Source organism: Streptomyces sp. NPDC096012 (assembly GCF_040426375.1).
Taxonomy (GTDB): domain Bacteria; phylum Actinomycetota; class Actinomycetes; order Streptomycetales; family Streptomycetaceae; genus Streptomyces.
Genome location: NZ_JBEOTD010000084.1, coordinates 1 through 6,821, shown reverse-complemented (window position 1 = coordinate 6,821; position 6,821 = coordinate 1). Strand labels below are relative to the sequence as shown.

General features: G+C 72.4%; 6 protein-coding genes and 1 riboswitch. Of the genes, 5 read left to right on the top strand and 1 reads right to left on the bottom strand.

Annotated features, from left to right (window positions below; genetic code table 11):
* Window positions 1–244: 244 nt before the first annotated feature.
* Entirely contained in the window at window positions 245–859 is a 615-nt protein-coding gene (locus ABVB68_RS36505) for a helix-turn-helix domain-containing protein (RefSeq protein ID WP_353605526.1), read from the top strand.
* The gene (locus ABVB68_RS36500; protein ID WP_116144545.1) at window positions 856–978 is read left to right on the top strand and encodes a DUF6126 family protein; all 123 of its coding nucleotides are present in this window, start codon (window positions 856–858) and stop codon (window positions 976–978) included. Before ABVB68_RS36505 ends, ABVB68_RS36500 begins: the two co-directional genes overlap by 4 nt.
* A 165-nt stretch (window positions 979–1,143) precedes the next feature.
* Here the strand turns inward: ABVB68_RS36500 and ABVB68_RS36495 are convergent, their stop codons facing one another.
* The gene (locus ABVB68_RS36495; protein WP_353605525.1) at window positions 1,144–1,941 is read right to left on the bottom strand and encodes a tyrosine-protein phosphatase; all 798 of its coding nucleotides are present in this window, start codon (window positions 1,939–1,941) and stop codon (window positions 1,144–1,146) included.
* 173 nt (window positions 1,942–2,114) lie between these two features.
* Between ABVB68_RS36495 and ABVB68_RS36490 the strand changes: the two genes are divergently transcribed.
* From ABVB68_RS36490 to ABVB68_RS36480, 3 genes are all read left to right on the top strand, one after another.
* Window positions 2,115–4,187, top strand: a complete 2,073-nt coding sequence (locus ABVB68_RS36490; protein WP_353605527.1) for an alpha-galactosidase — start codon at window positions 2,115–2,117, stop codon at window positions 4,185–4,187.
* Between the two features lie 310 nt (window positions 4,188–4,497).
* Window positions 4,498–4,652: riboswitch (cyclic di-AMP (ydaO/yuaA leader) on the top strand.
* Window positions 4,653–4,656: 4 nt separating this feature from the next.
* The gene (locus ABVB68_RS36485) at window positions 4,657–5,589 is read left to right on the top strand and encodes a M23 family metallopeptidase (protein ID WP_353605524.1); all 933 of its coding nucleotides are present in this window, start codon (window positions 4,657–4,659) and stop codon (window positions 5,587–5,589) included.
* A gap of 305 nt (window positions 5,590–5,894) precedes the next feature.
* On the top strand, window positions 5,895–6,680 hold the full coding sequence (locus ABVB68_RS36480; protein ID WP_353605523.1) for an SGNH/GDSL hydrolase family protein: 786 nt from the start codon (window positions 5,895–5,897) through the stop codon (window positions 6,678–6,680).
* The last annotated feature ends 141 nt before the right edge of the window (window positions 6,681–6,821 follow it).

The following is a 6,821-nucleotide window of genomic DNA, read 5'->3' as shown; positions in this document are numbered from 1 at the left end:
GACCGCAGCCGCCAGCCGCTGTCACCGCCCAGACCGCAATCTGAAACGAACCGCGACTCACGTGGCGAGACGTGAACTCAAGACCAGATCACTAGCACCGTTTCGCCGGCCGGGCCGCCCCAGGCGGGGCCGGCCGGCGGCACGCGGGCAGGGACGCCACGGGCGCAGCTCGGCCGGCTGCCTGCACCTTTGCCTCTGGGGCAACGAAATTGCCTGACGGGCAATTGTCGGGCTCAATGGAGACATGAACACTCCCGAGGAGCCGGAGCCTGGCGCGCAGCTGCACGCCGTCGCTCCCCAGCTGCGCGCGCTTCGCCGGCGTGCCGGGCTCACCCTGGAGGCCGCGGCCCGGGACGCCGGACTCTCGCCGGCCCACCTCTCCCGGCTGGAGACCGGGCACCGCCAGCCCTCGCTGCCGATGCTCCTCGCGCTCGCCCGTATCTACGGTACGACGGTCTCCGAGCTTCTGGGGGAGACGGTCCCCGACCGGGACGCGATCGTGCGCGCCGCCGACATGGAGCCGACCCGGGCGGGCGGCTGGACCTATGTGCAGGCCGGGGCGTCGGGCCGCGGTATGCAGGCCCTCCGGGTGCGCGTGCCGTACGGCTCGCAGGGCGACATCGTGCGCGTCCATCCCGGCGAGGAATGGCTCTACGTCCTCCAGGGGCGCCTGCGTCTGCGCCTGGGCGACGCCGTGCACCTGCTCGCGCCCGGCGACAGCGCGCACTTCGACTCGCTCACCCCGCACCGCCTCGCCGCCGAGGACCACGACGGCGTGGAGCTGCTGTTCGTCCACACCCTGCTGCAGAGCCCCACGGCCACGCTGTGCCTGGGCCCTTTGACCGGAGAACTGTCATGAGCAACTACGAGGAAAAGTTCCCCCGTTCCCTGTGGATCCGGCTGATCATCTACATCGCGCTCGGCCACGTTCTGGCCGCGTTCCTCTACCTGCTGTTCGCGGTGGGCGCCAAGGGCTGAGCGCGCGGTGGCCGTGCGGCCGGTGCCGGGCGTGCGGTGGCCGTACAGGCCGGTGCCGGACGTGCCCTGCCCGTACGGCCCGTGCCGCCCGGCCCGGGCTTGACGAGACCGCCGGATCCCCGCCCGGCCCGGACTCCATGAGGCCGCCGCCGGATCCCCGCCCGGTCAGTTCAGCAGGCGCTCGCGGAGCCGTTCCCGGGTCTCGGGGGAGAGGTCGAGGCCCTGCTCCAGATAGGTGTCGAACCCGCCCCAGGTCTGCTCGATGCTCTCGAAGGCCGCCTCCAGATACTCCGCGCGGGCGTCGAAGAGCGGGCTGAGCAGATCCATCACCTCGGGGGTGTAGGCGGTCTCGGCGCTGCCGTTGCGACGGACCTTGTAGCGCCGGTGCTTGGCGTTGGACTCCAGGTAGTCGGCGACGATCGCCTCGCGCTCCACACCGACGGCGAGGAGTGTGACGGCTATGGAGATGCCCGCACGGTCCTTGCCGGCCGCGCAGTGCATCAACGCGGGCACGCTGTCCTCGGCGAGCGCGCGCAGCACCCGGGAGTGCTCGGCGGTGCGCTGCTTGACGATCATCCGGTACGAAGCGGTCATCCGGGCCGCGGCCTTGCCGTCGTCCAGGATCGCGCGCAGCTGGTCGAGGTCGCCGTCGCGGACCATCTTCCAGAACTCGGCGCCGTCCGCCGGGTCGCTCAGCGGCAGATTCACGTTCCGCACGCCGGGCAGCTCGACGTCCGGGCCCTCCAGCCGCTGGTCGGCCGCGTTGCGGAAGTCGAAGATCGTGTGCAGCCCCAGGGAGGAGAGGAAGGCCGCGTCCTCCGCCGTGGCGTGCGCGAGGTGCCCGCTGCGGAACAGCACTCCGTGTCGCACCCGCCGCCCGTCCACCGTGGGCAGTCCGCCCACGTCACGGAAATTGCGCACTCCGGCCAGCTCCGGCTCGGTCGACGGGACCTGCTGCGTCACGGGGGCTCCTCCCGACGGGTCCCCGGCGGCGTGCTTTGCCGACGGGCGCTCCGTCGACCATACGACATCGCTTTCCTCGGGCAATGAGTTGTCCACAGGGCATTGTCACCCGTGGTCACCGGGACTGATGATGTTGGCACTTGAGTGGATCTGTTGCCACCTGTGAGGTCTCGATGGTGCACATCGCCGACGACGGTCGTACCTGGCTCCTCTCGGGGCCCACCAGCAGCTATGCCCTGCACCTCACCGGGGCGGACGAGCTGCTCCACCTGCACTGGGGGCCGCCGATCACGCTCGCCGACGCCGGGGCGCTGGCCGCCGCTCCGCTGTCCGGTCACCGGCCCTTCGAGTCCCCGCTGGACGGCGGCGAGGAGTACCCCGTCGAGGGCGGCCCCCGTTTCGTCCGCCCCGCCCTGTCCGTGCGCACCGACGAGCGCCGCGGCACCGAGTGGGGCTTCGAGGGGTACGACACGGAGGGCGACGAGCTGCGGCTGCGCTTCGCCGACGACGGGCTGGCGATCAGCCTGCACTACCGGATGCGCGGGGACGTCGTGGAGCGCTGGGTGGGCGTGGCGAACGACGGGCACGGGCGCGTGGAGTTGCTGCGGGCCGACGCGGCCACCTGGACCCTGCCCGACCGCGAGGGCTGGCGGCTGTCCCAGCTGCACGGCCGCTGGGCCGCCGAGTCCCGGCTCGCCACCGCCCCCCTCACCTACGGCGAGAAGACCATCGGCAGCCGCCGCGGCCACACCGGTCACCAGCACCTGCCCTGGGTGGCCCTCGACACCGACGCCACCGAGGAGCGCGGCGAGGTCTACGGCTGCGCGCTCGGCTGGTCCGGCTCCTGGCGCATCGCCGTGGCCCAACTCCCGGACGCACGCGTGCAGATCACCGGGGGCGCCGGGTACGACGACTCGGGCCTGCTGCTCCTGGCGCCCGGGGAGTCGTACACCAGCCCCGTCTTCGCGGGGCTGTGGAGTGACGGCGGCTTCGGGGGCGCGAGCCGGGCCTGGCACGCCTACCAGCGCGCGCACGTCATCCCCGGCGCCGAGCGCGACCGGCCCGTGCTGTTCAACTCCTGGGAGGCGACGCACTTCGACATCTCCGAGGAGCAGCAGGCGGCGCTGGCCCGCCGCGCCGCCGAGATCGGCGTCGAGCTGTTCGTCGTGGACGACGGCTGGTTCGGCGCCCGCACCGGCGACCGCGCCGGGCTCGGCGACTGGACCCCCAACCCGGACCGCTTCCCGCACGGCCTCAAGCCCCTCGCCGACCGCGTGCGCGGGCTCGGGATGCGGTTCGGCATCTGGGTCGAACCCGAGATGGTCAACCCGGACAGCGACCTCTACCGCGCCCACCCCGACTGGGTGCAGCACCAACCGGGACGAAAGCGGACGGAATTCCGCAATCAGCTCGTCCTCAATCTCGCGCGCCCGGATGTCCGGGAGTACCTGTGGGAGCGGCTGGACGCCCTGCTCTCCAGCACCCCGGTCGACTACGTGAAATGGGACTTCAACCGCAGCTTCACCGACGCCGGCTGGCCCGGCGAGCCGTACCCCCAGCGGCTGTGGACCGACCACGTGCACGCCCTGTACGCCCTGCTGGACCGGCTGCGGGCCGCGTATCCCGAGGTGGCCTTCGAGTCCTGCTCGGGCGGCGGCGGCCGGATCGACCTGGGGATCATGAGCCGCACCGACCAGGTGTGGACCTCCGACAACACCGACCCGCTGGACCGGCTCGCCATCCAGCACGGTCTCACCCAGATCCACCCCGCCCGGGTCATGGCGGCCTGGGTCACCGACAGCCCGAACACCCAGCTCAACGGCAGGGTCAGCTCGCTGCGGTTCCGTTTCGTCAGCGCCATGGCAGGCGTGCTCGGGGTCGGCGGCGACCTCACGCGCTGGAGCGCGGAGGAGCTGGCCGAGGCCCGGCGGTGGGTGGAGCTGTACAAGGAGATCCGCCCGGTCGTCCAGCGTGGCGAGCTGTACCGGCTGCGGCCCCCGGCGGGCGGCTCGAGCGCCGTCCAGTACGCCCTCGACGGCGAGGTGGTGGTCCTCGCGTGGCTGCAGGCTCAGAGCTACGGTGAACCGGTGCCGGCGGTGCGGCTGCGCGGACTCGACCCGACCGCATCGTACGAATGCCGCGAAACGGGCGAGGTGCTGAGCGGCTCGGTCCTGCTGCACCACGGACTGCGCACCGGCCTGAAAGGCGACCTCGATGCGACGGTTCTCCGGCTGCGCCGCATCTGAGTTCTCTGCCCGATTTGAAGCATTCGTTCCAACTGGCTGCGCAACAAGGGAGTGTGGCGCGGCAGGGCGTGAGGAGCGTCATACCGGTGACCGAGCGTCGCACGTCATGTCCACGTAATTCCGATACGGCCAACGGATTTCACAGGAATGCGGGCCCCGGCAATTCACGGAGGGTGACGGGTATTTCGCGTCATCGATCTTCCGGAACGTCGGCCCCGGGAACCGGCCGCTTGTCTCCGTACGTCCCGCTCGCTTACGTTCGCCCCCATCCGGACGGAACGCCGAATCCTGCCGCCGCCCGGAATCCCCGCACACATGACCCGTGTCCGGCAGGAGCGGGGGACCCACCAGGTACGACTGCCTGTCCGGTCTCCGCGACAGGCTGGGGGTGAAGCCGCGCACCGCGCGGCCGGGCGGCTCCAGCCCGAACCCGACAGCTGACCTCGCAGGCGCCGGAGAGGAATGCGCCATGCCCGCGAGGGGTAAGCACCGACGTCCCAAGTCCCCGCGTTTTTCCCGCTCCGTCGCCGTCGCCGGCACCGGTGGCGCCGCCCTGGCCCTCCCGCTGTTCGGTGCCGTCGGGGCGCATGCCGCGACCCCGGCGCAGTCCGTCCCCCCGAAGGTCGCGCAGTCCGTTCCCGCCGCGGCGAAGACGTCCGTGACGCACCGGGGCCCGGCCGTGCGCACCTACACGGTGCAGTCCGGCGACTGCCTCTCGGCGATCGCCGACCGGCAGCACGTCGGCGGCGGCTGGCACCGGCTCTACGACGACAACCGGCAGGCCGTCGGCGCCGACCCGTCACTGATCCACCCCGGCCTGGAGCTCACGCTCGGCGAGAAGGCCGCGCGGGAGAGCACCGGGCCGGCCGCCCCGCAGCACGCGTCGGCCGACCGGCAGGGAGCTTCGGTCGCGAAGCAGTCCCCGGCCCCCGCGAGGACCGCCCGGCCGCAGGCGGCCCCGGCGGCCGCCTCCGCGGCTCCGGCCGCCGCCACCGGCTACACCCTCCCGGTGACCGGCGCCACCATCGGCACCGGCTATCACGTGGCCGGCAGCATGTGGTCCAGCGGCTATCACACCGGCGTCGACTTCGTCGTCCCGGCCGGCACCCCGCTCAAGGCCGTCGCCGCGGGCACGGTCGTCTCCGCCGGCTGGGGCGGCGCCTACGGCAACCAGGTCGTCATCAAGCTCGACGACGGCCTCTACGCCCAGTACGCCCACCTCTCGCAGCTCTCCGTCTCGGCCGGTCAGGCCGTGGCCGCGGGCACGCGGATCGGCCTCTCGGGCGCCACCGGCAACGTGACCGGCCCGCACCTGCACTTCGAGATCCGCACCACGCCGGACTACGGCTCCGACGTCGACCCGGTCGACTACCTGCGCCGGCACGGCGTCCCCGTCGGCTGAGGACCGCCCCACCCCGGACCACCCGCCTGACACGCCTCCGAAGGCCGGACCCCGATCCCCGGGTCCGGCCTTCGGTGTGCTCGCGGGTCCGGCCTTCGATGTGCCCGCCGGTCCGGTACGCGGTGTGCCCGCGCGACGATCACACGCTCAACAATGCAGACGGCAGGCCTATTCCGCGCTTGGCACATTATTTAAGGGTGTCTCATCTCACCGTTCGTCAATCCCCGCCTACGGTCGCGTAAGTCACATCAACAGGTGAATCATGGTCCGATGTGGCAGACGATTCGAAGAGTGACAACAGATCAGTGATCGGGTCGTACGTGGCGGTGGGGGACAGCTTCACCGAGGGCGTCGGCGACCCCGGGCCGGACGGCGCGTTCGTCGGCTGGGCCGACCGGTTCGCGGTGCTTCTAGCCGACCGGTGTCCCGAGGGCGACTTCCAGTACACCAACCTCGCCGTGCGCGGAAAGCTGCTGGACCAGATCGTGGCCGACCAGGTCCCCGAGGCCGTCGAACTGGCCCCGGACCTGGTCTCCTTCTGCGCCGGCGGCAACGACATCATCCGCCCGGGCACCGACCCCGACGAGTTGGCCGAACGGTTCGAGCGGGCCGTGGCCCGGCTGGCCGAGGCCGCGGGCACGGTGCTGGTGACCACCGGCTTCGACACCCGGGGCGTCCCTGTGCTCAAACACCTGCGGGGCAAGATCGCCACGTACAACGGGCATGTGCGCGCGATCGCCGACCGGTACGGCTGTCCCGTGCTCGACCTGTGGTCCCTGAAGTCCGTGCAGGACCGCAGGGCCTGGGACAGCGACCGGCTCCACCTCTCGCCCGAGGGGCACACGCGCGTGGCGCTGCGGGCCGGGCAGGCGCTCGACCTGGAGATCCCGGCCGACCCGGAGCAGCCGTGGCCGCTGCTGCCGCCGCGGGGCACCCTGGAGGTCCGCCGCGACGACGTCCAGTGGGCCCGCGAGTTCCTCGTCCCGTGGATCGGGCGACGGCTGCGCGGCGAGTCCTCCGGTGACCATGTGACGGCGAAGGGCACCCTGTCGCCCGACGACATCAAGATGCGGATCGCCGCCGTGGCCTGACACCGCCGGCCGTGCCCCGGCGCGCTCCCGCGGCCCGGGGCACGCCGGCCACGGGCGCATCCGGCCGGCCCCGTACCGCGGCCGACGCGGTAGCGCGGCCGCAACCGGGGCCACGCGGCCCCGCCGCGCCGAGCCCCGGCC

What these genes read in the sequence shown, in the direction of transcription:
- ABVB68_RS36505 (WP_353605526.1), top strand. Translation starts at nt 245, where the DNA reads ATGAACACTCCCGAGGAGCCGGAGCCTGGCGCGCAGCTGCACGCCGTC.
- ABVB68_RS36500 (WP_116144545.1), top strand. Translation starts at nt 856, where the DNA reads ATGAGCAACTACGAGGAAAAGTTCCCCCGTTCCCTGTGGATCCGGCTG.
- ABVB68_RS36490 (WP_353605527.1), top strand. Translation starts at nt 2,115, where the DNA reads ATGGTGCACATCGCCGACGACGGTCGTACCTGGCTCCTCTCGGGGCCC.
- ABVB68_RS36485 (WP_353605524.1), top strand. Translation starts at nt 4,657, where the DNA reads ATGCCCGCGAGGGGTAAGCACCGACGTCCCAAGTCCCCGCGTTTTTCC.